This window comes from Nitrospira sp. Nam80 (genome assembly GCF_965152575.1).
The window spans coordinates 1,629,083-1,654,241 of the sequence record NZ_OZ224216.1 but is presented as its reverse complement, the minus strand read 5'-3'; the positions used below and the strand labels follow the sequence as shown (position 1 = coordinate 1,654,241).

The following is a 25,159-nucleotide window of genomic DNA, read 5'->3' as shown; positions in this document are numbered from 1 at the left end:
TCACTTCACAGAGCGTCCGCCAATTTCCGGCATATGGCATGCGCGACTCCTCCGTCACCGAACGTATGAGCTGTATGTATGCTGTCTGACGATACATTCATTGCATCCGAGGCGACCGAGTATCGCACGAATTCAAATGCGAGCAAGTTTGATGGGAAGATCGAACGAATGAATGCTGACCATGAGTGTTGAAGAAAGGATCGGCTATGGAAATCGGATTCATCGGGCTGGGCAAGATGGGCATGAATATGGTGACACGGCTTCGCCGCGATCAACATCGCGTCGTGGTGTATGACCGTGCGCCTGAGTTGACCAAGCAAGCCGAGAAAGAAGGTTGCATTGGGGCTTCCTCGCTCGGTGATGTCGCCGCGAAACTCTCCACTCCCCGAGCCGTGTGGATCATGGTGCCTTCCGGCGCACCGACCGAAGAGACGGTCCAGGCAATCGCCGCTCACCTTCAACCGGGAGACATCGTCATCGACGGCGGCAACACGCGCTTTCATGACGATACCAGGCGGGCGGCCGAACTCCGGAAGAAAGGCTTGCACTATGTCGACGTCGGCACGAGCGGCGGAATCTGGGGATTGTCCGTGGGATATTGTCTGATGGTCGGCGGCGAAGCCGAACCGGTCAAACGGCTGACCTCGATTTTTCAGACCCTGGCGCCGCCCCAAGGATGGGCTCATATGGGAGGACCGGGGGCCGGCCATTACGTCAAGATGGTGCATAACGGAATTGAATACAGCATGATGCAGGGCTACGCGGAAGGATTTGAGTTGATGTCGAAGAGCGAGTATAAGTTGGACCTTGCACGGATCGCCGATCTCTGGATGCACGGCAGCGTCGTTCGGTCCTGGCTCTTGGAATTGACGGCGGCCACGCTGAAGGAGGATCCTCGCCTTGACCAACTCAAGGGCTATGTGCAGGACTCCGGCGAAGGACGGTGGATGATCGCGGATGCGATCGATAAGGACGTGCCAGTTCCCACGTTGACAAGCGCCCTTTTTACCCGCTTCCGCTCGCGCCAGGAACAGTCGTTTGCGGAGAAGATGCTGGCGGCGTTGCGTAACGCGTTCGGCGGGCACAGCGTCCGCCGTTAATGATGTGTCACCGCATCAATGAGGATTAGACATGAGTGCACCGGCCCGCCCGATTGAGATTTTGCCCGAACCTGAAGCTCCGACTCCTGTTCAGTCCTGCACACTTGTCATCTTCGGCGGATCGGGAGATTTGGCGCGACGCCGATTGATTCCCGCCCTCTATAACCTGCTGCTGGACGGGCTTCTGCCGGCCAACTATGCCGTCATCGGCCTCGGCCGCAAAGAGATGACGGATGATAAATTTCGGGAAGTCACGCGCGAGGGAGTGCGGTCGCATTCCCGCCGGCCTCTTGATCAAGCGAGATGGCATGAATTCGAGCAGCATTTATTCTACTTGTCCGGGGACAACGATGATGCACAGACCTATGCCGCGTTGAAAGCACGAGCGGAGAAGATCGAGCGCGAGTTTCAGCTTTCCGGCAATCGTATTTTTTACCTCAGCATCCCGCCCAGCTCCTTCGCCTCGGTTTGTGAAGGGCTTGCCAAATCCGGGCTGGCTTCCCGTTCCAATTCCGGCGCCCCCTATGCGCGCATCATCGTTGAGAAGCCCGTGGGACGGGACCTCGCATCGGCGCGAGAGATCAATGCGGTGACCGGCCGGGTCTTCGATGAATCACAGATCTTCCGGATCGACCACTATTTGGGAAAGGAGACCGTGCAGAATCTGATGGTGGTTCGATTCGCCAACAGCATTTTCGAGCCTATCTGGAACCGGAAGTATATCGATCACGTGCAGATCACGGTCAGTGAAGCGGAGGGACTCGGCACCCGCGCGGCCTATTACGAGGAAGCCGGCGCGCTCCGTGATATGGTACAGAACCATCTTCTTCAGCTGCTGTGCCTGGTGGCGATGGAACCGCCACATTCATTGGATCCGGACGTCGTCCGCGATGCCAAAATCGAGGTGCTCCATTGCCTCCGGCCCATTGTCGGACCAGATGTCGAGCGCTTCACCATCCGCGCGCAGTATGCGGACGGAACTGTTCAGGGCGCACCGGCACCCGGTTATCGGAAAGAAAAGGGCGTGAAACCCGGTTCCACCACGGAAACATATGTCGCAGTGAAATGTTTTGTCGAGAACTGGCGCTGGTCGGGCGTCCCGTTTTATCTGCGGACCGGAAAGACCCTTCCCAAACGAGCCAGCGAGGTCGCCGTTCAGTTCAAGGACACTCCTCAAGTTCTTTTCAACGCGGATCCCGGTCATTCATTGCCGCCCAATGTATTGGCGCTCCGCATCCAACCCAACGAAGGCCTATCATTCCGGATCGTCTCTCGTGTTCCGGGGACCCGGGTTCAAACCCATCCCGTCGAAATGGATTTTCAGTATAGCCAGGTCTTTGGACGCCCGTCGCCCGAGGCGTATGAACGTCTCCTGCTCGATGTGATGATCGGGGATGCCTCCCGCTTCATGCGGCGGGATGCAGTCGAAGCGTCCTGGGCGTGGATTTGTAATATTTTGGAAGGATGGGAGGCGCAGCAGGTGAGCCGCTTGCCCGAATATCCGGCCGGCACATGGGGGCCGGTCGAGGCGGATCGGATGATTCAAAACGACGGCCGCTCATGGCGTGTGCTCTGATTCGAATATGCGGGATTACGACAGTGAAAGTTGCGCTCGGACCGCGTCCTTCTTTCCGATCCCGCCGATAAACCGCTGAAACACCCCTTTCTCGTAAAGGGCCAGAGCCGGCAAGCTCGAAATTTCCAGTTCGGCCGGAATTTGAAAATTCTCCTGCACGTTCATCGCCACTATCAGTACTGTTTCCTCTAATTCCCGCTGCAAGGCTTCCAGCTCCCCCATGAGAACCCGGCAATGACCGCAACCGGGCTGCCAAAATTCAACCAGCACTGGAACGGTGGCCGTTTCAACCAGACGGTCAAAATTGCGGTCGGTGACCTGGGGCAACATTCAAGGCGCTCTTTCTCGTTTACACGATGGGAAGGGCGGAAAAGATCTGCTCATACAGCAGCATCGCGAATTGCCGATAACCTTCAGTGCTCAAATGAAGGCCGTCATTGGAATATTCGGGACAGAGTTGTAGTGACTCGGGATCCGAGGTTGTGGAAAAGAGATCAACAGATCGCAGATGCTTCGACCGGGCATAGTCTTGGATGAGTCCGTTCAGCGCCTGCCGTCTCGCAAGATGATCTGCCAGCCATGAGGCGACCTCTTCATGACCGGCGCCGTCCGGAACGCGCAGCGAGGGGACCGTCACGGGAACCGGCACGATACCGGCCGCGCGTGCCAGTTCGTACATTTTGACGAGGTTCCGGATGATCTCGTGCGGCGACGCATTCCATCCCAAATCATTCGTCCCGCCGAGGATGATGACATAGCCGGGCCGGCGCTGTAGAACATCGGACCGGAACCTCAGGACCATTTCGCCCGTGACCTCGCCGCAGATACCGCTCACTTCTATCCGGGCGCGCCCTCCGAGCCGTTCCTCCAAAAACCGGCCATAGGGCGTCTGCCGACCGCTCGGATTGTCGCGCGACGGGGTTTGGTATCCGGCCGTCAAGCTATCACCGAAACACAGAATGAGCGGAACTTCGTTCGTTCTATCCATCTCCAGGGATTGTATCGATCGCCCGCCGCCGCTGCAATGACATCCAGATCAATCGGGACAGCCGAACCACGAGTGCCGCGACGTGTCAGGAGCGGCTATTTTCTTGACGAAGGGCGGTTCAGGGGATAGGACTAGCACGTATGGATCATCGAACGCCCGACGACCCTTCCGCCCCGCACACTCTATCGATAACGGAACGAAGCGACCCGGAAGTCGTATCGGTCAAATCGCTTCTGAGGCTCCTTGATAAGGCTGCCAAATCAGCCCGCACTTATGGAGCCAGCAACCCGGTCGCCAAGCGGTTTTTTGACCAGTTTTACGACGACCTCTCCAAACATCTGGAGGGCTATACCAAGCTGGCTTTTCTAGTCCAACGAACCGAGCTCCATTTCAAGGAACAGGTGGTCTATCAGCAAGACCGCGAGGCAACCGGAGACAGCATCGCTTTCAAGATGTACGCCGACGGAATACGGGAGCTCACCTTTTGCGAAGGGCTGAGCCGCGAAGATCTGGCTTTCTTCCTGGAAGCGCTGTGGGGAAGCACGGATCCAAACGATCCGGCGCAAGCCGATGACGATGACATTGTCACGAGGCTCTGGGCTCGAAACCTGAACACCATCACGGTGGTGACCGCCGAAGAGATCGTCCGTTCATCCGGGTATGGCACGGATGCGTTGGAACTGCAGCATGCCGGTCTCATGGACGCATCCGTTTCGACCTTGAGGGACATCCTTGATAGAGAACGGACACGGTCTTCGGAAGGCGCGGCCGCCAGCTTGGGCGGTACTTCAGCATCCGGCGGCGGATCCACCTCGTCTCACGGGACTACAGAGGGCGCCAGGCGGCTTCTGCAACCAAATGTCGTCGGGTACGAGGTATCCCAGGAGGAAAGCAACGCGCTCATGGTCGAGATCAACGAAGAGTGCGGTCGGGACGGCACCATGTACATCATCGATATCCTGACGGCGATCCTGGCTTCAGAAAAGTCGCCTGTCCTTCTGACGAAGCTCTTCGACGTCTGGGGAGGAGTCGTCGAAGAGCTGATTCGCGACGGCCAATGGACGGTGTTGGAGAACGTGCTGGCCATGCTCCAGGACACCGAGGCGGTCCGCCCTGATTTGTCTGCCGACCATAAACAGCAAGTGGCGGCTCTCTTCGATGCGCTGGGAAAACCCGAACGCATCAAGCTGATCGAACACCATCTGAATAAGGCCCAGCAGCCTCGGACGGAAGGACTCCTCACGCTCCTGTTGTCGATGAAACGGGATATTGTCCCCGCCCTCTGCTCGCTCCTGGCCAATCTCGAGTCTCCTGCCCATCAATCCATCGTCGTTGAAGCGCTGACCACCGTCGCGAAAGACAATGCCGATCCCGTCGTGCGTGGGTTGGCCGATAAACGTCCGGCCTATGTTCGAAATCTTTTGGCCCTGATCGGTAAATGGAACGATCCTCGACTGGCCGATCCGGTGGAGAAAGCGCTCCGGCATCCCGACGCTCACGTGCGAAAGGATGTGCTGAAGTTGCTGGCGCATCTCCGACCTACGGGAAACGGCGCCAAGCTGGTCGCGCTGCTCAACGACCCGGACGAAACCGTTCGCCTGACGGCGATGAAATTGCTGAGCAGCGGCCAGTATACCGCCCCGTTCTCGTGCTGGTCGCCGTTCGTCACGGCGGAAGAGTTTTACGATCGGTCTCCGTCTGAAAAACGAGCGGTATTTCAAGCGATGCGTCAGACCGCCGGAGACGAGGCGATTCCCTTTTGGCAGAATCTGCTCACCGAGTGGTCATGGACAGGCCGGAAGAAAAAGGAAGAACTGGCCTTGCTGGCGATAGAAACGTTGGGCAAACTTGCCTCTCCCTCCGCTCTCGCCGCACTCGAACTTGGGCAGAAAAAAGGCGCGGCGGTGGTCCGGCAGGCTTGCGCGACCGCGCTGGCCGCAGCAAGCCGCCAACAACGGCTTAAATCTCCCTCGATCGCCAGCTTGTAAGGAGCGCCCGTGACCGAAATCCGTCCCGCCGTCCCGTCCGCCGCAGAAGACGCGCATGCGCATCCGATCCTCACGCATGAAGGGTCTTTGGCTAACAAAATCGCCAAAGGATCGGAGGCGGGCGATATTCTCGACCAGCAATTGGCGATGCTTGGTATCCAATTAGTGACGCAGCTCAATGTGCTGATCAAAACGGCCAAGATTCACGGCCCCAAGAATGCCGCGCTCGATAAACCGGTCGAAGCCATGCTCGTGCTGATCAAAACATTGGCGACCGATCATCCGATCGTCCTGCGCCTGCAGAATGACTTTCTCTTCCTCGGAGACAGCCACCTTAAGATGAGTTCGCAGCAAATGGCGGTGTTTACGAGCATCATCGAGTTCCTGAATAAATGGAAGGTCGGCGGCGTGTCGTTCTCATCGGCGGTTGAATCAAAAGACCTTCGCGAATGGGCCTATCTCTTCATCAGCCTGGATCCCGATACCCATACCCTGGACCAATTGACGGAGGCGATGACTAAGGCAGCGGTGAAGGGCATTGAGTTGGAAGAGCCCCGAGTGTTGCAGATCCGGCATCCCAGCGACGCAGGCTCGCCGTCCGGATCAGGCGGACATCAAGAACTGCGAACAGACGGCGATCAACAGACCAAGGGACGAGCCAAAAGCGGATATGCCAATGCGGCCGCAGCGGTCGGAGACTTGATTCATACGGTTCGGCGCGGGGGGACCATTAGTTTCAAACAGGCCAAGCGGGCGATCCAGAATATCGTCGAACTGATGCTGCATGACGAAGCGGCTATGCTCGGCCTGACGAGCCTCCGCTGCCACGACCAATACACGCACAATCACTCTGTCAATGTCTCGCTTTTATCCGTCGCCTTGGGAAACCGGGCCGGCTATCCGAAGGTCGAACTCGCCGATCTCGGCCTGGCTGCCCTGTTCCATGACATGGGGAAAAGCAGCATCCCGATCGACGTGTTGAACAAACCGGGTGAGTTCACGGAAGCCGAGTGGACCGCCATGCGAAGCCATCCCACGCAGGGCGTGCTCGATCTCACTAAATTACGCGGGATTACCAGCTTGCCGGCCAGAATGGCCGCGGCCTCCTTCGAACACCATATGAACTGCGATTTCACCGGTTACCCCAAATTGTCGGTTCCGTGGAAAATTTCACTGACCGGCCGGATTCTCATGATCGCCGACTGTTACGACGCCATGACGTCCTCCCGCGTCTACCGTCGCGAGCCGATCCCGCCGGCCAAGGTGCTCAGCATGATGTTTTCCAAGAGCGGAACGGCGTTCGATCCAGTTCTCCTCAAGCTCTTCGTCAACTGCGTCGGTATTCTCCCCATCGGCACCCTCGTGTTGCTCGATTCAAATCAATTGGCCGTGGTGATGAAGCCCGCCGCGGACAAGGTGAACGCCGAACGCCCGCTGGTTCGTGTGATTACCGACACGGAAGGCAATGCAATCGAGGACGGACCTGAACTCGATCTCGCCCGCCAGGACGATTTCGGCGCGCATCCATACAGCATCGTCCGGCTCGTGGACAATACCGAATATCGTTTCGACACCAGCCGTTACTTTGTCTGAACCTGCCTCGTCAGATCCAGTTAATCGGGCTGACTCCTCTTCAACGCTTGGCTTCGGGCGGAGGCCAGTCCATTTCCGCCTGCCGGCCACAATAAAAACAAGAAATGCGATACCGGGCTCGTCGCCTGGGATTGGGCAACGAGGTAAACACCACCGGCGTCTCATCGAATGAACACAGCGGCTGTTGGTGCATCAAATGTTCATCCGCCATCATCAGCAAAGAGGCATCATCCCATTGCGGCGCAAGCTGTTGCTTCCCGTTCAATTGCACATGCCAGCCGCATTGCCGGCATCGCAGATCAAAAGTTTTGAGTCGATCGCGCGTCTGGGAAATGTCCGTGGTCTCAACAGGACCCGCGCAGCCGGGACGGCCGCAGGCGACAGGCTCATGTTGCAAGGCTCGAATAAATTGCTGGTGAGTCACCTTTTCATCGGCTGATATCACGCATGGCCTCCTTCGTTCAACTTCGATCTCAATTCTTGCGGCAGCACAGGCCGAGCTTATCGACTGACCAGCAACCTGTCAAACCGGGGCCCTCCTTCCCCAGCCCGCTGTAATCGCAAAATGATAATGTCCGCTTTGACCAAGATAGAAATGTCCTCTTCACTGCTAGACTGCCGGCCCTCACAAGGAGGGCCGGATGGTCGGAGAGGACAGGGTCATGATGAGTGGAAAGGAGTCGAGGCGGGTGCATGTGATTCGCCAGGTCAGGGAAAAGCGCATCACGCAAGAGAAAGCCGGTGATCTGTTGGGGCTGACAGCCCGCCAGATCCGGCGACTGATCAAGCGGGTGGAGCAGGCGGGGGACCAGGGGCTGGCGCATCGGGGACGGGGCCAGCCGTCAAATCGCCGGATCGCGGAGCCGGTCAAGGCGCGGGTGCTCCGGCTGTATGAGAAGCGGTACGGGGATTTTGGCCCGACGTTGGCAGCGGAGAAGTTGGCCGAGCGGCATGGGATCGCGGTGAGCCCGGAGACGTTGCGGGGCTGGCTCCTCGAGCAAGGGGTGCAGCATTTTCAGCGGCGCAAGCGTCCGCATCGGGCGTGGCGGGCGCGCCACGCGCACGTGGGCGAGTTGCTCCAGATGGATGGCTCGCACCAGGACTGGTTGGAAGGGCGCGGCCCCCGCGGTGTGCTCATGGCCTACATCGACGATGCAAGCAGTCGCGTCTATGCCCGATTCTATGAGTACGAAGGGACCATCCCGGCGTTGGACAGCTTTGGGCGCTATGTGAAGCAACATGGCCTTCCGCTGGCCGTCTACACGGACAAGCATACGACCTACAAGTCGCCGGCCGAGCCGACGGTGGACGACCAGCTTGAAGGCCGCACGCCCCAGAGTCAGTTTGAGCGGAGCCTCGTGGAGATGGGCGTCACGGTGATTCCTGCCCATTCGCCGCAGGCCAAAGGTCGAGTGGAGCGGCTGTTTGCCACCTTCCAGGATCGGCTGGTCAAGGAACTGCGCCTCGCCGGGATCACGACGCTGGAGGCCGCGAACCGCTTCTTGGAGGAGTATCTGCCGCGGTACAACCAACGCTTTGCCGTGCTGCCCGCGCAGCCCGCCGATCTGCATCGACCGGTTCCGGCCGGCCGAGATCTCGATCGCATGCTGTGTCTGAAGACCCCGCGGGTCCTGCGCCGCGATTGGACTGTGGTCCACCACGGGCAGCTCTATCAGGTTCAGACCAATGTCCGGGCGACCCACGTGCTGGTGGAAGAACGCGTGGATGGGACGCTCTGCATCACACATCAGGGCCGGAGGCTCGACCATGCGGCTATCGCCACGCGTCCGGTGCGTGCCGCTGATGCCCCAACAGTCCACCGCCCTCAGCGCCCAGTCAAGCCGGCAGCGGATCATCCGTGGCGCAAACGGCTTCTGCCTGAACAAGAACGCCACGCGGCGGAGGCCCGAACATAAACCGGACATTTCTACTTGGGGAAGAAGAGGACATTTCTACTTGGGGTTGACATCCTTCCCCAGCCCGCTTGACACCTTGGCATGCGACAGCTATTCTCCACAAGTTTACTGGATGTTTCTGTCGCAGAAAGGAGCAGTGTCTTATGGTGGTGAGATTGAACCGGGCGAGCCGAACCATCGCAGCCTCGACGTTGTTGGCGCTAGGTCTTTTTGGAGCTGCGCCCGAAATTCTTGCAGCAGAATTTAAAATGGGTGTCATTGATCCTCAGGTGATTTTGGAAAAAACAAAAGCCGGCAAGCGCGCGCTCGATGGACTTCGAGAATACGTCTCCACCCGTCAGAAATTGCTTTCGCGTGATGAAGAGGAACTACGGAACATTGAGAAGCAGATTAAGGAGCAGGCCCCGAAGTTGAGCGAAACTGAGAAGAAGGATAAAGAAACCTCATTCCGCAGCAAAATTCAGGACTATCAGAAGCGCGCACAGGAGTTTAACCAGGAATTGCAGACAAAACAGAAGGAACTCGTCGACGAATATATGAAAAAAATCGCCGCCGCCACGCAGACCGTGGCCGATAAAGGCGGCTTTCAGCTCGTCCTGGACAAGGGAAGCGAACAGACGGTGAAGATCGTCATCTACAATAAAGATACGATCGACCTCACCGATCAGGTAATCAAAGAATTCGACCGAGTCAATAAATAGCTTCAGCCGCTCTTCCTGTCCCGAAATACGTCTTCGCGAATCCGGCCTACCAGCCGCTCGAAATCGGGCGCGCTGTGTTCGACCGACTGACTCACCAGCTCAATGCGCTCCGCCTCATGAACACCAAGACCGAGTTCGGCCGCCCGCTTGATCTGCCGCTGCGATTCGATCCGCATTCCCTGCACTTTCGGCCACGCTCCGTACGCCCGCAAGAGTCCCATGGCGATTACATCCAATGCCACACGATCGCCGCTCAAGAGCAGAAGATCCGCCACGACCGACGTCCCGCTGGTGGGGCCGCCCGCAATCATCACGGTCGTTCCGTCTGCAATCGTCAACTGCGGATGGACAGCCAGATTCAGCTCGGCGATCCGTTCATGCCAATTGCCCGAAAGAAACGTGACGGAAGGCCTGTATCGAGGGTGGATCGCTCCGACAATATTCTTCAAGCTGCAGGAGTATTCGGCAAACCGGTGGGTCTTAATGACCGGCACATTGATGAGAAGATCCGCCTCATAGACAGGCCGTGAGATAAAATATCGCCGGATGGCCTCAGCGTGCGGCGGTTCGACACAGACCCAGGGCTGTTCTTCCAACGCAAGGACCGCCGCGCCGCCACGCTCGGCCGCCGCCCGGATTCCCGTCGCGATCAAATTATCGGCCGTCGGTAATCTAATGATGCCGGAACCATCTCCCACCGTGACCTGCTTGGCGCCGGATGGGTGGAAGACTTCGACGACGGCTTCCACAACGGATGCGCTTGTCGTGGAGGGTGGAGGCCGGTCGTTTAACACGTTCGGTTTGATGAGAATGCTCCTATCTTGGGGTTTCAACTTTTCAATCCCTCCCAAGAGGCTTAGGCCTGTCTGGAGCATCACACGGAGATTCTTTCCATGCACGATAGCGACGAGTGATTTGCCGTTTCTAGTGAAGACATTAGAAGGAACCGGCTTGACCGGTACGAGTGGGCCATCGGGGTCAAAGAGAAGCTGCCGCCAGAGTGATTGCGGGGAGTTGAGGAGCGGCGGAAGAAGCGAAAAACCGCATGCCAGGCGAGCAAAGAATTCGCGACGAGAAGAATCCCACATCAACGTTCTGACGTCTTCTCGATAGGATAGCCGGCCTCCCGCCACGCCCTCATGCCTCCATCCATGGAAACGACGTTGCGATATCCCATCTGCTGGAGGCTGTCCGCGGCCAAAGCAGATCGAAATCCTCCGCCGCAGTAAAGGATTATGGGAGCGTCCTTATCTGCGATCTGAGTCTCGATGTCTCGCTCGATGATGCCCTTTCCCAAATGGACGGCTCCTTTGGCATGGTCGACGTGAAATTCATGGTCTTCCCGGACATCGAGGAAGTGAAACGGCTCGCCCCGATCCAATTTTGCCTTCACGTCGGCAACCGAACATTCCCGTACCTTTTGTTTGGCCTGCTGTACGAGTTGCATGAATCCTGGATTGTGTTTCACGATCTCCTCCCCTTCAAGTGAATAGATTGGTCTGTTCGGCACCGGGACGACGAAACGTATTTGGGATGTCCCACTTCTCATCCGAAAATCCGACCCGCCGCCGACTGACTTCATACAACTGTTCGATCATCTGCCAGTACGTGCCGATTCCCTGATGGCGTTGGTGAAAGGCGCTTTCCGTCAATTTACCGCCGCGGATATCTCGGATGCGGTTGATGATCTTGTTGATCCGTTCGGGAAAGGCTTGTTCCATCCGCTCAAAAAACACTCGCTCCACGTTTCCAGATAACCGCAGCGGGATGCAGGCGGCGGCAGTCGCTCCCGCGGCTTTCGCCCGATTCAGCACCTCTGGGATGTCGTTTTCATTGAGCCCTGGAATGATCGGCGCAATCGAGACGCCGGTGCGAATTCCGGCTTCGGACAGGACCTTCATGGCCTCAAGACGTTTGGAGATCGACGGCGCCTGGGGCTCGACTTTGCGGGCGATGTCATCATCCGTAAACGGGATGCTGAAATAGACCTGAATCGAGGCTTCCTGCTGCAAGGAGCAGAGTACATCAAGATCGCGGGTCACGAGCGCGCTCTTGGTGATAATGGCGACTGGATTTCGGTATTCCGCGCAGACGGCGAGGCACGCGCGTGTGATCCCATATTTCGCCTCCAGCGGCTGATAGCAGTCGGTGTTTCCCGAAAATACGATATACTCGCCCGTCCAGGCCGGCTTGTCGAACGTCCTGCGAAGCAAGAGCGGCGCGTCGGGTTTGACGACGAGTTTGGATTCGAAGTCCGTACCGGCGCCGAAACCTAAATACTCGTGGGAAGGTCGAGCATAACAATAGGCGCAAGCATGAAAGCATCCGCGATACGGATTCAGGCTCCAACGAAACGGCAGATCGGGGCTCTCATTGCGGCTGAGTATTTCGCGCGTATGGTCGGCGAACACCTGCAGCTCAACTCGACCGGATGGCTCGAGGCGCTCCCGCGTGAGCGGTTCAAATGGGTTTTGCGGATTGGAAATGCTTTTCATGACGATATCGTGGGCTCCTTGTCATGACCTTGTCAACTCTTCTGCGGGACGGATCGTTCTTGAATCTGAGCCCGCCCGTTCATTTGACTAAGCCGGGACCGGATGCTAGATTCCGATCCGCTCCGCCTATTGTGAGATATAGGGCATGTACGATCTCCGCTATCTTCGCGACCATCTTGATGCACTTCGACACCGGCTTGGAGACCGCGCATCCGACGTGGCTTGGTCCGACCTCGACAAGGTCATTGCAGAACGGCGAACACTCACCACCCAGGTGGAACAGCATCGCCATCAGCTCAAGAAAGGATCGGACGAGGTGGCACGGCTGAAGAGAGAGCGACAGCCGGCCGACGAACTCATGGCGGTCATGAAAGAATTGGGCACCCGCATCAAAGGCTTGGAAGAGCAGCTGCGGGAGGTAGAAACACGGCTGGCTGATTTGGCGCTGCGCATTCCGAATGTGCCGCACGAATCGGTTCCGTTAGGCAAAACATCCGATGAGAACATCGAGGTTCGACGCTGGGGAACGCCGCCCCAGCTTACCGGTCCTGTCCGAAATCATGTCGATCTGGGGGAAGCGCTGGACATTCTGGATTTCGATCGCGCGGCAAAAATCGCCGGTGCCCGCTTCGCTCTCCTGCAAGGGGCCGGCGCCAGACTCGAGCGCGCGCTCATCAACTTCATGCTCGATCTCCACACCGGCCGGCACGGCTATCGGGAAGTGCTTCCGCCGTTCCTCGTGAACAAGGCGTCGATGACCGGGACCGGACAACTTCCCAAGTTCGAAGAGGATCTCTTCCGAGTCGATGCGGGGGAACTCTTTTTGATCCCGACGGCTGAAGTGCCGGTGACGAACATACATCAAGATGAACTTTTGACTGAGGAGAAGCTGCCGCTTCGCTACACTGCGTACACGCCGTGTTTTCGGCGTGAAGCAGGGTCTTATGGGAAAGACACCAAGGGACTCATCCGCCTCCACCAATTCAATAAAGTCGAACTCGTCAGCTTGACCAGGCCCGAAGACTCGTATGAAGAGCTGGAGCGGTTAACATCCAATGCGGAATCTGTCTTGCGACAACTGGGACTGCATTATCGCGTGATGGCGCTTTGCACGGGGGATATGGGTTTTGCGGCGGCCAAGACCTATGATATTGAAGTATGGGTGCCGTCGCAGAATACGTTTCGAGAAATTTCCTCCTGCAGCAATTTCGAGGCATTCCAAGCTCGGCGCGCCGGCATCCGGTTTAGACCAGGCCGCTCCACGAAGGACGCCAAACCGGATTTTGTTCATACCTTGAATGGATCGGGACTGGCCGTCGGTCGAACCATGGTGGCGCTACTCGAACAGTATCAACAGCCGGATGGATCCGTTCTGGTTCCCGAAGCGCTGAAACCGTATATGGGAGGAATAGAACGCCTTACACAATCCTGATGTATAAGGTGTCATCCCTCTCATTTCCATGAACGAATCGGGATGCGAAAGAGTTGACGATGTTTGGGATCAGTCAGCCGTGTTCCGGGAAGAAGGCGCCGGCGGAAAAGTGATTCCATGCAATTTCGTTGTGGAGGGGTGACGGAGCGGCCGAACGTGCCGGTCTTGAAAACCGGAGTCCGGGTAACTGGACCGCGAGTTCAAATCTCGCCCCCTCCGCCATATTTTCCGCAGCAAAAAGTTTTCTTCATCTGGAACGGGGTCGGTGAGACTCTCGGTGGCGTGAATAGGACCGGCGGCTTTACTTGCGAGGTAGAGCGAAAATTCTACCATGACTCCGCATTTGTATTGGCACGTCGATGTCCGCGCTTAACCAGACGGTGTTGAACTTCGTCTTTACACCGTCAGCCTCATCCTTCCGTGCTAGCCAGCGTCCAGTTCCAGGCCACACAACAGCCGTTGTCCGGAAAGGGCTCAGATCCCGAGATACCTCTTCCGCCTCGGTGGACCGATCGGCCCGCAGCAGCATCATCCCGAGTTCCTGCCAGACGACCGATGACAGTCTAGGCTGAATCCTCCACCGGGTCGAAAGTTGAAGCCCGAAATACTTCCATCGCGAGGGAAAAGCGTAGAGCTCACGTCTTCTCCTTTTTCGCTGCTCCAAAGACGAGCGACTGGTGCGCAAATTTGCCCGCTCTCACGCCGTCCGCAACAGCGAACGCCACCGACGGCATTGTAAGCGCGGCATCGCCGCACGCGAACACGCCCGCAACAGTTGTCTCCTTCGTCTCGTCGGTCCTGTAAAGGGGGCCATGCTTCCCCATCTCCAGCTCGCATCCAAGCTGCTCTGCGAAGGGACTGTTGATTCGTGTGCAAGGGAGAAGAAAGAGCCCGTCTAGCTCGCTCGAACGCCCATCGCCGAGACGCACCTCCATAGCACGCTCCTTCCCAGCAACCGCCACGACGTTCTCGCGCTCGACCGCAATGTTACGCGATGCCAGCGCGACGAGTTGCTCCGCCTCCGGCTCAACGGTGCCATTGAGGAAGAATGTGGTCTTCCCGACTCCTCCCCACTCGGAAACCAGGAGGGCGAAGCGCGTCGATGCGTCGCTCGTCGCCAACACGCCGAGGCGCCCCATCTCAAATTCGTAACCGTCGCAGTATGGACAGTAGAAGATTTGCTTGCCCCACCGCTCAGCCAGCCCGGGAATGGGAGGAAGCTCGTCGACGACGCCGGTTGCGAGAATGAGACGTTTTCCTTCATGCTCGTCGGAGCCCGCACGCACGACAAACCCGTCTGAAATGGGGCGAGCCTCGGTCGCGAGCGCCTCGCGCCAAGTCACGGTGGGGTATGCAAGGACCTCGGATCGTCCCTTGGCCGCAATGGCCTCCGGCGGTTGTCCATCCTGGCCAAGAAACCCGTGTGAGTGGTGCGCGAAGCGATTCCGCCGCTGACCTGCATCGAGGATGAGCACGCGTCTACGCGCTCGCACCAACTGGAGCGCCGCTGCGAGGCCCGCATAGCTTCCGCCGATGATGATGACGTCGTACATTGGTTCGACCCCTTCTGAAGCGGCGCGAGGTGTGGTAGGCACGCCAGAGTCTATTACTATAGTCATTTACAACTCGACAAAAAAGTATCGGAGGTTCAAAACTTGGGACTGCGTCGAATTTTGTTCTATCGCGTGTCCGATTTAACTCCATTTTCAAAAGATCAGACGAGGCGAGCTGATAGCCCCATCACCGGGTCCAGATGGCATCGCATTCATCACGACATTATGGGCCATCGATCTGAAGTCGGAATTGATGTTTGTCGGTGACGAGGGGACAACGGAAAGTCGCGGGCCACCCGGCGTCGATCTGTTCGCCTCGTATTGGAAAGGGCACACATTTCGATTCCGCTCCGACTCGGGTTTATTACTGACTTGCCAGTAGCCGGATTTCGTGTTTGATTGAAACAGGGTGAAGGTGTCTGCTTTGGCCGTGCCCACCCCAGGGCAGCAAGAGATCTCGGCATCCTCCTGGTGAGATCTGCCTTCACCCATAAAGCCCATTGTGTTTCTGTATAATTTCCAGCCTCGATAAACTGCAATCAACTACATCACTTATTTATTATAACTGATTATAATTAAAGGACTTTATTACAATGAATTGATCTTCCTTAAAAAATAGGGCATCCCCACCTTCACGGTATGTCAGCAATACAATCCAAGCAGTATCTTCCCCCAGTCTGCACGTCTCTTTGGACGGGAGGGTACCATGCATCGACAATTGGGAAAAATCGGTTCAATCCGCAGGGAGCTCAAAGGAAAAGCATGCCCGTTCTGCGGCGGTTATAAGTATCAACTTATCCTTCGCGCGTCCTCGCCTTCCGACGACAATCGAATTTTGGCCCGCTGCATTCAATGCCAACGTCCAAAAGAATTAGATGACGATCTGGGGCGAATCCTTTGGATGTAGATATAGCGCGTGGGTATTGCGGACTCATCGCTTGTTGATGATCTCTTCCCTCCGCCTTCATACGACAATCGGCTGAGTTTACCGGCGCCAAAGAAAAGCGTTTCCATCCTGCCCGGAGCGCCACCAATTCACTTGAGCGGTCTCCGGTGTCTGAGGTATTATCCTTTCTACTAAAATTAACACGCCATCTCGTATCCCGAGCGGCGATGTTCTGTCTTGCGGAGAGGTGGCCGAGCGGCCGAAGGCAACGGTTTGCTAAACCGTCACAGGGCCAAAAGCTCTGTCGCGGGTTCAAATCCCGCCCTCTCCGCCACACACCTCGCCAGTTCTAACCCCGGCGACACAATTACACGCTAGGCGAAATCATGAGGACGAATCAACGCAGAAGCTCGAATTCATCCCAGGCCGCTGATCTCCTTGATTTTGATGCCCGTTCCTGTTACATGAGTTCGCTGTGTCCTGCCCAGTTAATCGCAACGTGCCGAACTAGCTCAGTTGGCAGAGCGCAGCCCTGAAAAGTCCTTAGCCCCTTTGTGAGTTTAGTTCTCTCCTTCTCGATCCCTTTCAAATTATTCTCAATTTCCGTCTGTGTGGGGCTTTTTCTGTGGTAAGTGGGAGCTGGTTGGCACTTTCAATGATGGGACGTTCACGATCACTGGGTTCCATGGCCGGCCAAGATCATTTCTCTTGCTCCGGACTGCCTTTTTGTGTTGGCAGATTATCAGAGTCTTTCCGTGAGAGCGTTTTCTCATAATTCCCCAATGGGCCACCGCGTGTCCAATCTGCAACGCAGAATTTTTTCGATGCTCCAGTTTATAAATCCAACCGGAGGCTCGTTGATTTCCGGAGACAGATGCGAAGGGTCGCGCAGCGATACAAGCAATCATGTCGATTGTGCTCAGATGGTTAAAGAACGATCAAGAGTCATTATGAGGTAGGCTGTATCTACGTTCTGCTTCGGCGTTGCTCGTAGCGATGAACTGTTTTCCATACTTCCATTGCCGCCAACGGGACAGCGCTGCGGCTCGCTATCACCATCCAGTGAAATGGATAAAGCGGCGCCAGATGAAAGACGTCTCGAGTCCACGGAAGCACACACACCCTACCTGCGCGCAGGGGGAAAGGGCGACGGCCCAGACCCAGCTGCCTATTCGTCCACAGGCCGAGACTAAAGACGGACGCCTGGTCGCTTCGGCAACTGAAGGCGTGTACGAGCTGGAAAAACGCTAGAACCATAAACGTCACCGTCCTCGCTGTTCCACATCTTCCATCACAAGCCAGCTTTGGCCGCGAGCACCAACAGGGCTGCCTCGGTCGGGTCGCCGAAAATCTCATAGCGGCTCTTACCCGGACGCAGCGCCGACGCGTTGCAGAGGACACCCGCTCGGAGCAAAGTCCTGAGTCCGGGATGCCCGTCGACCGGCACGATTGCCTGCTCCAGCCGGATGCTTCCAACTGGCGAATACCCGTCCCCGGTCACGGTGAACAACTGCCCGCCTTGATACAGGGCGGTTACGGTCATTTCGTTTTTCGTAAGCGTGCCGGTCTTATCCGAGCAGATCACGGTCGTGGCGCCTAGTGTCTCGACGACCGGCAGTTTACGGAACAGTGCATGACGTCTGGCCATCCGGGTGACACCAAGGGCCAATGCAATCGTGATGACGACGGCCAGCAGTCCCTCAGGCACCGCCGCCACAGCCAGACTCACCGCAGTGAGAAGCATCGTCACCGGCGGAATGCCGCGCTGCGATCCCAGGATGAACACGGCCGTCACGACACCAAGCGACAGCCAGAGGAGCAGATGGCCAAACTGGCTTAGACGGCGTTGAAGAGGCGTCTGCTCTCTAGCCTGCACCGCCTTATGGAGCAAGGAGGCAATGCGGCCCAATTTCGTGTGCAAGCCGGTCGCCACGGCAATGGCGCGCGCTCGCCCGGACACGGCCACCGTTCCCATGAAGGCGATATTCCGTCGGTCGGCAAACGGTACTTCAGCGGGGATGGCATCGGCGAATTTCTCAGTTGGCGTGGATTCCCGTTCAAGGCGGCTTCCTGTGTCTGGAACGCGGCCGCGACAATCAGACGCGCGTCCGCCGGAACATCGCCGGCCTCAATCTGAATGAGGTCACCGGGAACGAGATCGCGAGCTGGAATCGACTGAAGCATACCATCCCCGAAGACGCGGGCTACCGACACATCAAGTTCGGCGCCGATCAGCACCCAGATGATCAGGCTGGTGAATTGCGAGAGAAATAACGAAAGTGAAGACGGAGGCGCCGCTTCAGGAAGCTCGTTCCGTCCATGCGCGGCGAGACGGCGCTCGGCCTCCCCGCTCGTCAAGCCGGACTCAAGGTTAGCGCCGAATCAACCAAGCCGATACAATAAGCCAAGAACAATGATGTAGCCGAGGATCATCAGCACACTGTCCGGCTCGATCAGCCAGAACCGTTTCTCCGCCCGATACACGATGCCCATCAAGCCGATGGTCATGAGCAGGACCCCCGCCACGGCGGTTACGGCATGGGTGCTGCTCGCTACGCTCAGCAGCGGGCCAGATCGGTATGCAGCATCTGCCAGGCATGTCGCCGACATGTTGAATGCATTGCTGCCAAACAAATTGCCGACAGCCAAATCGAACGCTCCCAGACGCACGGCGCTGACCGCGCTCACGAGTTCGGGCAACGACGTAGTGATTGCCACCAACGACGTGCCGACAAACGTGCTGCTGATGCCGGTGATGAAGGCAATTTCTCTGGCCGACCAAGCCAAGATGGGCGCAGCGGTCAAGAGGGTCAGCGCAGCAAGCGCGAACCGGGTTGCACTATGCCGGATTCGATCTCGACGTGTGTCACGCCGCTCGTCTGCGCTTCTCGGAGCGAGGGTCCGTTCCCGTTGACCCTCTCGCCGCCGCATGTCTTCCTGCCGGAATACCACTCGCATCCCTAACACGTACATGATGGCCACGAAGAGCGTGTCGAGCCCGACTCCCCAAACCATCCATCCCGGCCGAATGAGCAGGCTCAACGCAATCAAACTGGTCAGTGCGACCGCGAGGCCGGCGATGAGCGTCTGCTCCAGCGCCGCCTGCCTCCAAACACCCTTGTGCCGATGCAGGAGATCGATGATCCCCAACGTCAGCATGTTGGTGAGTCCCGCTCCCAGCAGGTCTCCTACGGCGATATCCGGTGCATCCAATAAAGCGGCGCTGACCGTCGTCAGAACCTCAGGCAACGAGGTCGCACCAGCCATCAGGACCACGCCGATCCACAACCCACCGAGACCGCTGTCGTCGGCAAGGCGGTCTCCATACTTCGAGAGTCTCGATCCTGCATAGACGATGACGCCGGCGCTTATCACGAACGCGAGCCAGACCATTATCGGGACCACTTTATCGTACAGACATCGTACAACACGTAAGCGACAGGGCCCGAACCCGAGGGCCGGCAGAGGTGGGAAGCCATCAGTGGACAACGAGCACGGAACAAGAGCTGTACTCCACCAAGCGGGACGACACACGGCCCGCAAAGAATCGGCCCAGGGCCCCGAGCCCCTGCGGACCGGTGATGATTAGATCTATGTCTTCCAACTCGATCGTTTTCAGGAACTCTTCAGCCGGATGTCCCAGTGTGATCAGTTCCTTGGCGCGATAGCCCGCTTGGACGAGTCTTTCTTTGTACCGGCTAAGCATCGCTGCACCGGCTTCTTTAAGCTCTCCATACCGCGTAAACGGCATCACATGGGTCACCAGTAGCTCCACACCGTCCGGCGCTAGCTTGCGCTGCAGGAACCGCAGCGCCTTATCCGAGCCGTCGGAACCGTCAATCGCGAGGAGGACTCTGCCTATGCGCCGCGCGGACTTTTCCGCTACGAGCACAGAGCTGCGGGGAGGGCCTTCAAAGATACGCTGCCCAGCAGATACCGCTCAAAGGCGCCGAGGCCGCGATTTCCGACGATAAGCAAGTCACCAGGCCGGCAGTGCTGCAGCAGTTTCACAGCTGGCGAACCGCGCCCCGTCCGCACCTTCGCTAGAGCAGGGAATGAAGCCAGCAGTGAGGCAGTCTCCTTCGCGATCCGTTCTACCTCCCGTGCGAGGCGTCGCATCTCCGCTTGGACGAATGCCCGCTTCCCGTTTCCTTCAGCTCGGGATAATTGAGAAAGGGCACGACATGGATCAAGACGATTTCAATGGGACTCTTCCCCGGTTGATTGGGTGGATCGGGCGTCAGCTTGGTCAGCAGAAACTGAAGGGCTTGATCGGCGGCCTTTGAACATCCGTCACAAAACACGATGCGATTCAACGGACGCGATTGTTCTTTGACGACAAGGACGAAACAAGGCGCGTGCAAGGTCACTTGCGTGGAGACACTGCCCAGCATGAAACGTCCAACGCGTTCAGGCCAGGGCTTCCGATGACTACCAGCCCGTCTCGTCTGGGACCCTTGTCGAGAATGGTTGCCCCGATCGGACCCTATATCCTCACAACCCTGCCCTTGAGCTTCTTGACCGCCAGAAACCTTGGCTTCCACCATCGTCTTCTTGGCTCGCGCGTCGAGTCGCTTCAGCTCTTTCTGAATAATCCCTTCATTCGCCCAGACGACCGGTTGTTTTGCTCCGATTGGGCAGCGCCCTGGGTACAGAAGCCGATCACAAGGCATCCGACTATGAACGGTCTGCCGATTCTGCGAAAGACGGTGCGTGCAATCTTATCGACACTGCCAACCTCCCCGCCGTAACTTCCCATCACGACGAGGTCGACCTTCTCCAGGCGAGCCAATCGAGCGATCTCCACAGAAGGGACTCCTTCCGCGAGAATCCGCTTGATCGTGACCCCCTTGGCATCATCCGATGTCAGCAATCGGCGGGCACACCAGAATCTTCTTAAACAGCGCGTCTGCCATATCCCTAAGGAGCCTATCCTGTAGCGAATGGTATGTGATACCGAATGGCATGAATGTGTGCCTGAACCTCGCATTCGCTATCCGTCAATGCTTGCCTTATCCCCACGCAAGGCTGATGCCATGGACCAGACAGGAACGCGAAGAGCTGATGGCTACGAAAGCGGAGCCGATGGCTGATGGGCAGATGGCTAATAACAGGAAGACTCTCAGGTTCTGTGCCATTCACCGTCCACATCTCGCTCTGTCCTCGTGCCATTCGCCATCAGCTATCCGCTCTTAGGCTCTCTGCCGGGGTGTCCTGCTACAGTGTCAGTCATGTCCTTGTAGCGGAACACCACATATTCCGGGATGAGGTCTGACGGCGTAAGGTTGAAGCGAATGGCAGCAGAGAAGCGCAGAGCCGCGGGGAATCAAGGCTCCGCCTGAGCCCATGTATCTCACGGCATCTGTTTTGCTGAGTGAATGCTCGAGCTACTAAGAGGAAGCGGTGGACTATGTCGAAAGGTCAATGGCTTCTATTGGGTGCCGTCGTCCTGGGTATCGCCATTGCCCTCTACATTATCCTCTGTCCGTCCAATTGTCATTGACTGCTATGGGAATCATCCACCTTGTCGGACAAGCCGCATGAAGACTGCGGGCGATCTCATGGTCATGGCCGTGCCACGTGTTGCCGCCCATCAGACGGTGGGCAATGCGATTCAGTCGCTGCGCTCGTCCGCCTGGGCCGAAATTGGGCACGTATATTTGGTCGATGAGAAATCACAGCTCATGGGCCAGGTCCCGACGGAGCGCCTGCTGCGCACCGATCCTGCCCGGAAACTCGTCGATCTCCAGGGCGATCCTCCGATTGAAGTCCGACCCGGCGACAATGCCGAACGCGTCGCCTTGCTCGCGGTCGAGCGCCACGAGGCGGATGTCGCGGTCGTGGATGGTCAGCGGCGGTTATTGGGTGCTATTCCGATGGGGCCGCTGCTTGCGCTCTTGCATGAGGAGCACGTGGACAATTTTCTACGGATGGGCGGAATCGGCGCCATTCATCCGGAGCCGACGGCGGGGCCCGACACGATTGCCGCATTTCGTGCCAGGATTCCTTGGCTGGTGATCGGGCTGACGGGAGGTTTTCTCGCCGGCGGCGTGGCGGCGATGTTCGAGATGGCGCTCAAGCAAGAGATCGCGCTCGCGTTCTTCCTTCCGTTGGTCGTCTATATGGCGGACGCGGTGGGGACACAAACGGAAACAATATTGGTCCGAACATTGGCCTATGGAAAGGTCTCGCTCATCTCGCAACTTTTACGAGAGGGTGCCGTCGGCTTGCTGCTCGGTGGGGCGATCGGGGTGATTGCGGGCCTTGCATTTCTTCTCTTCGATGGACGGATGAGGATCGCGATCGTCGTCGCCGTCACGCTGGCGGTGACCGCCGTGGTCGCGACCCTCGTCGCCAGTATCCTTCCGCTCGGCCTGGCGCGGCTGGGGGTCGATCCGGCCCTGGCGAGCGGTCCGGTGGCAACTGTCCTTCAGGATCTTCTGAGTGTGGCCATCTACTTGTCGATTGCGACGATCTTCTTGCGCTGGTAGGAGCCCGCATGGATCGGCATCTCCCGATCGTTACCGGCTGCGGCGGCCCCTAGCCTGGAAGTGGTTCTTGCAGCGTTCTCCGAACAATGTCCAAGACCGGCGTGAGCCGAAGGAGTCGCCTCCATGAAAATCTTGCTGGCCGTCGATGCGTCGGACAATTCGTATGAAGCGGTGCGGGCACTGAAGCATTTTGCGCCTTCAATCGGTGCAGGATTTTATCGATGATGTCATCAGCCGGGCACAGGCCCTCGGATATCATCTGGCGAAAGGTACGGCGGTGCTCGGCAGTCCGGCGGCCACGATTCTGGAGCAAGCGGACAAGCTGGAGGCCGATGTTATTTTGATGGGCTCACGGGGGCGTAGCGGTGTGACGCGCTTCGTGCTCGGCAGTGTTCTCTCATGCCGTGCTGCACCAAGCTCTCTACCCCGTCCTGGTCTTTCAATGAGACGCGGGCATGCCGCATGTAGCCTGGCGATGATCTATGGCGCCGTTCCATGGTTGTCACCAAGGTGCCTCATATACTGGATGACCGCCCAGAGTTCCTGATCGGAAAGTGCAAGGCGCCACGATCCCATCATCGTATTGGGCCGGCCTTGATGGATACTTCTGAACAGCTCTGCATCCGACTTCCGCTGAACCTCCGCAGACGTGAGATCCGCGACCGGAGGCGTAAACAGGACATAGCCATCCCCTCGTCCATGCGGGCCATGGCACGCCACGCATTGTTCCTTGTATATACGCCGCCCTTCAGAGACTGCAGGCTCGGCCGTTTGGGTCCGACACGCCGCCCCGAACGTGACGATCAGCACGAGGTACACTGCCAAGGCAGGGTGCGAGTACCACGCGCCGGCGTATGAGAGGCAAGGATTACTTGGGCCCATGAAGACAGTGTAGCGGCAGGGAAGGCCGAAAGGAATCATATTCCTTCTGCCTTACCCGATTCGGAAAGAACGCCCCACGAATGAGGAAATAGGGGACAGCCGCTTCCCATCCGGTTGCCCCCTATCGCCACAAACCAGTCTATGCCGACATTTTCGATCATCTGTCCGGGTTGCTAAGTCAGTGAAAACCTTTTTGCACTTTCGCTTTTTCGCGCCGCGGCAATGATGGGCACTCTACATGCAGGCGGAACTGCATGCGCAGTGCATTCAAATAGGAGGATTCGATGAGCGAGCAGCCGACTGCCATCAAACAAATAATGGAAATTATTGTACGGTCATCGCAGTGCGAGCTTGAAGAAGTGGCGTTCGCATGCCCCGGCCTGACGTGGAATCAGGTGTTCTTGGCCATCGACCGCCTGAGTCGGGAAGGTGCAGTGATGTTACACCGCAAGGAGCCCGGCCGGTACATCGTTTCGCTTCCGAAGGCCGCGCGGGGTTTTGCTGACCGCGATCTTTCATTGAAAAAGAAAAGCGGCGGCGACTCTCCCAAGCTTAACGATTACCTGGAGCCCCACACGGGCGCTCGCCCGACGATGTAGACCTTTGGTCCCTGTGGAAGCGTAATCATTCGATCCTCTGTGGGTGCATTCCTTACTGCCCAGATGAATAGCCTTTTCGCATCGCTCAGCATGGGATCGCGCGGCACGCCATATTCCCTCTGCTGCATCGATTCATCATAGAGCCCGATGCAGCCATGTGAGGCCGGATACCCGGGAAGATCCCGTCCGTGTATCCAATATGAAATGCCATTCCGGTCTACATAAAACTGCAGTGCATACGTCATCGGATAAGGTCGAGCGGTCCCCTCAACGGTGTAGAGACATGACTGGTGAACGCGATGGGCAGCAGTCACACGAAATTCGCCGACCGGAGTTTCATGTGCCGGGTTCCCCGAGGTGATCGGCATGTCAAACTTCAGAGCGCCGCGCTCATAGGCGCCGAGGAACTGCTCCGACAAATCGATGAGAATGACTTGCTCTTCCTGTTCGGCTGCTGGATAAACAGCGGGCACCGGCTGGAAGTCCGCCAGATCGTCCAGCCGCTTCGGGACCTTGATAAACGCACCGGCTCTCGCATGACGCCGGTCGATACGATTGAATCGAGCTATGTCCATCCATCGATCACGAAATATCTTCTCCAGAAACTCACCTGGCGGCATGTACCGACAGTCCCATGGGATTGTCGTATCACTTGGGAAGACGACGGTACAGGACCCCGGGTGTTCCTGGCTGGGTTGCGCAATCCCGATCAAACCTGTAAGCACGATGAGCATTAGCGCCGAGCGGATCCTGCGTCGTCTTTTGGAGTTCTTTCTTTCGCCCATGAATCGGGGAAGAAGATGAGACTGACTCAATGGGTACCTTCACAGACATACTGCCCTGCACGGAGCCGCGGCAATGATGTCGAACGCGAAGGCGTGCGGGCCGTCGCGGGTATAGAACCGGCCACTCCTCCAAAGGAAACGCGGGGTGAACCACATGAGGTGCTGGATCAAAAG

At 57.6% G+C, this 25,159-nt stretch carries 26 protein-coding genes, 2 tRNA genes and 1 pseudogene; 12 read left to right on the top strand and 17 right to left on the bottom strand.

Going from position 1 to position 25,159, the window contains the following annotated elements; all coding sequences use genetic code 11:
* Positions 1–206 precede the first annotated feature (206 nt).
* Positions 207–1,100, top strand: a complete 894-nt coding sequence (gene gnd, locus ACWGXE_RS07710) for a phosphogluconate dehydrogenase (NAD(+)-dependent, decarboxylating) (protein ID WP_447602636.1) — start codon at positions 207–209, stop codon at positions 1,098–1,100.
* 31 nt (positions 1,101–1,131) lie between these two features.
* Entirely contained in the window at positions 1,132–2,676 is a 1,545-nt protein-coding gene (zwf, locus tag ACWGXE_RS07705; protein ID WP_447602634.1) for a glucose-6-phosphate dehydrogenase, read from the top strand.
* Positions 2,677–2,691: 15 nt separating this feature from the next.
* Here the strand turns inward: zwf and ACWGXE_RS07700 are convergent, their stop codons facing one another.
* Together ACWGXE_RS07700 and ACWGXE_RS07695 are read right to left on the bottom strand one after the other, a co-directional pair.
* A complete protein-coding gene (locus ACWGXE_RS07700; RefSeq protein ID WP_447602632.1) occupies positions 2,692–3,006 on the bottom strand; it encodes a thioredoxin family protein in 315 nt (104 codons plus the stop codon).
* Between the two features lie 19 nt (positions 3,007–3,025).
* Complete coding sequence (locus tag ACWGXE_RS07695) at positions 3,026–3,664, bottom strand: GDSL-type esterase/lipase family protein (protein WP_447602631.1); 639 nt, start codon at positions 3,662–3,664, stop codon at positions 3,026–3,028.
* A 140-nt stretch (positions 3,665–3,804) separates the two neighbouring features.
* Here ACWGXE_RS07695 and ACWGXE_RS07690 point away from each other — a divergent pair, with 140 nt between their 5' ends.
* Both ACWGXE_RS07690 and ACWGXE_RS07685 read left to right on the top strand, forming a co-directional pair.
* Positions 3,805–5,652 carry a HEAT repeat domain-containing protein gene (locus ACWGXE_RS07690; protein ID WP_447602630.1) on the top strand — a complete coding sequence of 616 codons (1,848 nt, stop codon included), beginning with the start codon at positions 3,805–3,807 and terminating at the stop codon, positions 5,650–5,652.
* Between the two features lie 9 nt (positions 5,653–5,661).
* Complete coding sequence (locus ACWGXE_RS07685; RefSeq protein ID WP_447602628.1) at positions 5,662–7,245, top strand: HD-GYP domain-containing protein; 1,584 nt, start codon at positions 5,662–5,664, stop codon at positions 7,243–7,245.
* Positions 7,246–7,285: 40 nt separating this feature from the next.
* Here ACWGXE_RS07685 and ACWGXE_RS07680 read toward each other — a convergent pair whose 3' ends face one another.
* Positions 7,286–7,690 carry a hypothetical protein gene (locus ACWGXE_RS07680; protein WP_447602627.1) on the bottom strand — a complete coding sequence of 135 codons (405 nt, stop codon included), beginning with the start codon at positions 7,688–7,690 and terminating at the stop codon, positions 7,286–7,288.
* Positions 7,691–7,907: 217 nt separating this feature from the next.
* Between ACWGXE_RS07680 and ACWGXE_RS07675 the strand changes: the two genes are divergently transcribed.
* Both ACWGXE_RS07675 and ACWGXE_RS07670 read left to right on the top strand, forming a co-directional pair.
* Positions 7,908–9,161 carry an ISNCY family transposase gene (locus ACWGXE_RS07675; protein WP_447602626.1) on the top strand — a complete coding sequence of 418 codons (1,254 nt, stop codon included), beginning with the start codon at positions 7,908–7,910 and terminating at the stop codon, positions 9,159–9,161.
* 143 nt (positions 9,162–9,304) lie between these two features.
* Entirely contained in the window at positions 9,305–9,862 is a 558-nt protein-coding gene (locus ACWGXE_RS07670; protein WP_447602625.1) for an OmpH family outer membrane protein, read from the top strand.
* 2 nt (positions 9,863–9,864) lie between these two features.
* Here the strand turns inward: ACWGXE_RS07670 and ACWGXE_RS07665 are convergent, their stop codons facing one another.
* From ACWGXE_RS07665 to ACWGXE_RS07655, 3 genes are all read right to left on the bottom strand, one after another.
* Positions 9,865–10,737 carry a DUF362 domain-containing protein gene (locus ACWGXE_RS07665; protein ID WP_447603902.1) on the bottom strand — a complete coding sequence of 291 codons (873 nt, stop codon included), beginning with the start codon at positions 10,735–10,737 and terminating at the stop codon, positions 9,865–9,867.
* A gap of 212 nt (positions 10,738–10,949) precedes the next feature.
* Entirely contained in the window at positions 10,950–11,330 is a 381-nt protein-coding gene (locus ACWGXE_RS07660; protein WP_447602623.1) for a rhodanese-like domain-containing protein, read from the bottom strand.
* A gap of 13 nt (positions 11,331–11,343) precedes the next feature.
* Entirely contained in the window at positions 11,344–12,357 is a 1,014-nt protein-coding gene (locus ACWGXE_RS07655; RefSeq protein ID WP_447602622.1) for a PA0069 family radical SAM protein, read from the bottom strand.
* Between the two features lie 145 nt (positions 12,358–12,502).
* Here ACWGXE_RS07655 and serS point away from each other — a divergent pair, with 145 nt between their 5' ends.
* Positions 12,503–13,789, top strand: a complete 1,287-nt coding sequence (serS, locus tag ACWGXE_RS07650) for a serine--tRNA ligase (protein ID WP_447602620.1) — start codon at positions 12,503–12,505, stop codon at positions 13,787–13,789.
* 132 nt (positions 13,790–13,921) lie between these two features.
* Positions 13,922–14,011, top strand: a tRNA-Ser gene (locus ACWGXE_RS07645).
* Between the two features lie 413 nt (positions 14,012–14,424).
* Here ACWGXE_RS07645 and ACWGXE_RS07640 read toward each other — a convergent pair.
* Complete coding sequence (locus ACWGXE_RS07640; RefSeq protein ID WP_447602618.1) at positions 14,425–15,342, bottom strand: NAD(P)/FAD-dependent oxidoreductase; 918 nt, start codon at positions 15,340–15,342, stop codon at positions 14,425–14,427.
* Positions 15,343–16,469: 1,127 nt separating this feature from the next.
* Between ACWGXE_RS07640 and ACWGXE_RS07635 the strand changes: the two genes are divergently transcribed.
* Positions 16,470–16,562 (top strand) — tRNA-Ser (locus tag ACWGXE_RS07635).
* 632 nt (positions 16,563–17,194) lie between these two features.
* Here ACWGXE_RS07635 and ACWGXE_RS07630 read toward each other — a convergent pair.
* The 8 genes and pseudogenes from ACWGXE_RS07630 to ACWGXE_RS07595 all read right to left on the bottom strand — a co-directional run bounded on the left by ACWGXE_RS07630 (position 17,195) and on the right by ACWGXE_RS07595 (position 21,218).
* On the bottom strand, positions 17,195–17,485 hold the full coding sequence (locus tag ACWGXE_RS07630; RefSeq protein WP_447602617.1) for a cation transporting ATPase C-terminal domain-containing protein: 291 nt from the start codon (positions 17,483–17,485) through the stop codon (positions 17,195–17,197).
* A 34-nt stretch (positions 17,486–17,519) separates the two neighbouring features.
* Positions 17,520–17,771: a hypothetical protein gene (locus ACWGXE_RS07625; protein ID WP_447603900.1), complete on the bottom strand. Its 252-nt coding sequence runs from the start codon at positions 17,769–17,771 to the stop codon at positions 17,520–17,522.
* Positions 17,772–17,801: 30 nt separating this feature from the next.
* Positions 17,802–18,586: pseudogene (locus tag ACWGXE_RS07620) on the bottom strand (P-type ATPase); the annotation flags it as partial.
* Positions 18,587–18,610: 24 nt separating this feature from the next.
* On the bottom strand, positions 18,611–19,621 hold the full coding sequence (locus ACWGXE_RS07615; RefSeq protein ID WP_447602615.1) for a sodium:calcium antiporter: 1,011 nt from the start codon (positions 19,619–19,621) through the stop codon (positions 18,611–18,613).
* Between the two features lie 85 nt (positions 19,622–19,706).
* The gene (locus tag ACWGXE_RS07610) at positions 19,707–20,120 is read right to left on the bottom strand and encodes a universal stress protein (RefSeq protein ID WP_447602614.1); all 414 of its coding nucleotides are present in this window, start codon (positions 20,118–20,120) and stop codon (positions 19,707–19,709) included.
* Entirely contained in the window at positions 20,111–20,347 is a 237-nt protein-coding gene (locus tag ACWGXE_RS07605; protein WP_447602612.1) for a universal stress protein, read from the bottom strand. Before ACWGXE_RS07605 ends, ACWGXE_RS07610 begins: the two co-directional genes overlap by 10 nt.
* On the bottom strand, positions 20,323–20,622 hold the full coding sequence (locus ACWGXE_RS07600; RefSeq protein ID WP_447602610.1) for a hypothetical protein: 300 nt from the start codon (positions 20,620–20,622) through the stop codon (positions 20,323–20,325). The genes ACWGXE_RS07605 and ACWGXE_RS07600 overlap by 25 nt, the downstream gene beginning before the upstream one ends.
* Positions 20,623–20,804: 182 nt before the next feature.
* A complete protein-coding gene (locus tag ACWGXE_RS07595) occupies positions 20,805–21,218 on the bottom strand; it encodes a universal stress protein (RefSeq protein ID WP_447602608.1) in 414 nt (137 codons plus the stop codon).
* 550 nt (positions 21,219–21,768) lie between these two features.
* On the opposite strand from ACWGXE_RS07595, the gene ACWGXE_RS07590 reads away from it, so the two are divergent.
* On the top strand, positions 21,769–22,719 hold the full coding sequence (locus ACWGXE_RS07590) for a magnesium transporter (protein ID WP_447602607.1): 951 nt from the start codon (positions 21,769–21,771) through the stop codon (positions 22,717–22,719).
* Between the two features lie 205 nt (positions 22,720–22,924).
* Entirely contained in the window at positions 22,925–23,266 is a 342-nt protein-coding gene (locus ACWGXE_RS07585; RefSeq protein WP_447603898.1) for a universal stress protein, read from the top strand.
* On the opposite strand, the gene ACWGXE_RS07580 is transcribed toward ACWGXE_RS07585, so the two are convergent.
* Positions 23,200–23,601, bottom strand: a complete 402-nt coding sequence (locus ACWGXE_RS07580) for a c-type cytochrome (protein ID WP_447603897.1) — start codon at positions 23,599–23,601, stop codon at positions 23,200–23,202. The two genes, ACWGXE_RS07585 and ACWGXE_RS07580, sit on opposite strands and share 67 nt — an antisense overlap.
* 284 nt (positions 23,602–23,885) lie before the next feature.
* Here ACWGXE_RS07580 and ACWGXE_RS07575 point away from each other — a divergent pair, with 284 nt between their 5' ends.
* Positions 23,886–24,200: a hypothetical protein gene (locus tag ACWGXE_RS07575; protein WP_447602605.1), complete on the top strand. Its 315-nt coding sequence runs from the start codon at positions 23,886–23,888 to the stop codon at positions 24,198–24,200.
* On the opposite strand, the gene ACWGXE_RS07570 is transcribed toward ACWGXE_RS07575, so the two are convergent.
* Positions 24,161–24,820 (bottom strand): L,D-transpeptidase, encoded by a 660-nt coding sequence (locus ACWGXE_RS07570; RefSeq protein ID WP_447602603.1) that lies wholly within the window; start codon positions 24,818–24,820, stop codon positions 24,161–24,163. The two genes, ACWGXE_RS07575 and ACWGXE_RS07570, sit on opposite strands and share 40 nt — an antisense overlap.
* Between the last annotated feature and the right edge of the window lie 339 nt (positions 24,821–25,159).

Coding starts and splice junctions, on each gene's coding strand:
- zwf (WP_447602634.1), top strand. CDS start 1,132: ATGAGTGCACCGGCCCGCCCGATTGAGATTTTGCCCGAACCTGAAGCT.
- ACWGXE_RS07655 (WP_447602622.1), bottom strand. CDS start 12,357: ATGAAAAGCATTTCCAATCCGCAAAACCCATTTGAACCGCTCACGCGG.
- ACWGXE_RS07675 (WP_447602626.1), top strand. CDS start 7,908: ATGATGAGTGGAAAGGAGTCGAGGCGGGTGCATGTGATTCGCCAGGTC.
- ACWGXE_RS07575 (WP_447602605.1), top strand. CDS start 23,886: ATGAGCGAGCAGCCGACTGCCATCAAACAAATAATGGAAATTATTGTA.
- ACWGXE_RS07640 (WP_447602618.1), bottom strand. CDS start 15,342: ATGTACGACGTCATCATCATCGGCGGAAGCTATGCGGGCCTCGCAGCG.
- ACWGXE_RS07625 (WP_447603900.1), bottom strand. CDS start 17,771: ATGACCGTAACCGCCCTGTATCAAGGCGGGCAGTTGTTCACCGTGACC.
- ACWGXE_RS07600 (WP_447602610.1), bottom strand. CDS start 20,622: ATGCTGGGCAGTGTCTCCACGCAAGTGACCTTGCACGCGCCTTGTTTC.
- ACWGXE_RS07580 (WP_447603897.1), bottom strand. CDS start 23,601: ATGGGCCCAAGTAATCCTTGCCTCTCATACGCCGGCGCGTGGTACTCG.
- ACWGXE_RS07570 (WP_447602603.1), bottom strand. CDS start 24,820: ATGCCGCCAGGTGAGTTTCTGGAGAAGATATTTCGTGATCGATGGATG.
- ACWGXE_RS07695 (WP_447602631.1), bottom strand. CDS start 3,664: ATGGATAGAACGAACGAAGTTCCGCTCATTCTGTGTTTCGGTGATAGC.
- ACWGXE_RS07665 (WP_447603902.1), bottom strand. CDS start 10,737: ATGCTCCAGACAGGCCTAAGCCTCTTGGGAGGGATTGAAAAGTTGAAA.
- ACWGXE_RS07670 (WP_447602625.1), top strand. CDS start 9,305: ATGGTGGTGAGATTGAACCGGGCGAGCCGAACCATCGCAGCCTCGACG.
- ACWGXE_RS07590 (WP_447602607.1), top strand. CDS start 21,769: ATGAAGACTGCGGGCGATCTCATGGTCATGGCCGTGCCACGTGTTGCC.
- ACWGXE_RS07595 (WP_447602608.1), bottom strand. CDS start 21,218: ATGCGAGGTTCAGGCACACATTCATGCCATTCGGTATCACATACCATT.
- ACWGXE_RS07700 (WP_447602632.1), bottom strand. CDS start 3,006: ATGTTGCCCCAGGTCACCGACCGCAATTTTGACCGTCTGGTTGAAACG.
- ACWGXE_RS07605 (WP_447602612.1), bottom strand. CDS start 20,347: ATGCGACGCCTCGCACGGGAGGTAGAACGGATCGCGAAGGAGACTGCC.
- gnd (WP_447602636.1), top strand. CDS start 207: ATGGAAATCGGATTCATCGGGCTGGGCAAGATGGGCATGAATATGGTG.
- ACWGXE_RS07690 (WP_447602630.1), top strand. CDS start 3,805: ATGGATCATCGAACGCCCGACGACCCTTCCGCCCCGCACACTCTATCG.
- ACWGXE_RS07630 (WP_447602617.1), bottom strand. CDS start 17,485: ATGGTTCTAGCGTTTTTCCAGCTCGTACACGCCTTCAGTTGCCGAAGC.
- ACWGXE_RS07615 (WP_447602615.1), bottom strand. CDS start 19,621: ATGGTCTGGCTCGCGTTCGTGATAAGCGCCGGCGTCATCGTCTATGCA.
- serS (WP_447602620.1), top strand. CDS start 12,503: ATGTACGATCTCCGCTATCTTCGCGACCATCTTGATGCACTTCGACAC.